At 63.7% G+C, this 731-nt stretch carries 1 protein-coding gene; it reads right to left on the bottom strand.

All coding sequences use genetic code 11. The features are described 5' to 3' along the window. Positions 1-731 (bottom strand): YncE family protein (locus ELQ90_RS16750; protein WP_166409148.1); only part of this gene is annotated, 731 nt, incomplete at both ends.

Genomic DNA, 731 nt, shown 5'->3' with positions numbered 1-731 from the left:
GAGAAGCTCCTCCTCATCATCGATCCCCACATCACGGATGTTCTCAGGCAACGTGATCGTCCGCGTCACCTCATCCGTATCGGGATTCATCTCGAAGATCTTCCGACCGTTCTGGTCTCCCAGGTAGAGGCGATCCTTCGACTGGGAGAACGCGGAACCGGCGGGCAGCGCCGCGTTCGACTTGTTCACGGAGTCGAGGGAGGACACGGCCTCGTAGTCGAAGCCGGCCTCGAGGATGCGCGTGGAGACGGTGACCGCCACCGGGTCGAGTTCGGAGCCGGGCGGGTTCAGCCGGAAGTCGCGATTCGACACGAACACCCGCTGTTCCTCCTCATCGACGGAGATGCCGTAGCCGTCCTTTCCGAACGACGGGTCGTCGAAGTCGCCGAGAATCCTGCCAGTCTTCGGGTCGTGCACACTGAATCCGCCCGAGCCCTCCGCCGTGCCGGTGTACCCCACGTAGAGGAGACCGTTCGTGGAATCCGCATCGAGTTGACGCGGATTGGCGCGCGAGGTCGACGACCACAGCGAGGCGAAGTCGTTGTCGACATCGAAGGACTCGATGTTCTTGGCATCGGCGACGTCGCTGAAGTACACCGTGGTGACGAGCCCGTTGACGGGATCAGCCGCCACGTAATAGGCGTCCGTCGTGCCGTTCACGACTCCGAGCGATGCGCCCGTCTCCGCGTCGAGCACCTCGACACCGCGCGACGGCACGGCCCCGTAGACCA

It is taken from the genome of Labedella phragmitis, assembly GCF_004078635.1.
GTDB lineage: Bacteria > Actinomycetota > Actinomycetes > Actinomycetales > Microbacteriaceae > Labedella > Labedella phragmitis.
This window is presented reverse-complemented; position numbering and strand designations above follow the sequence as displayed.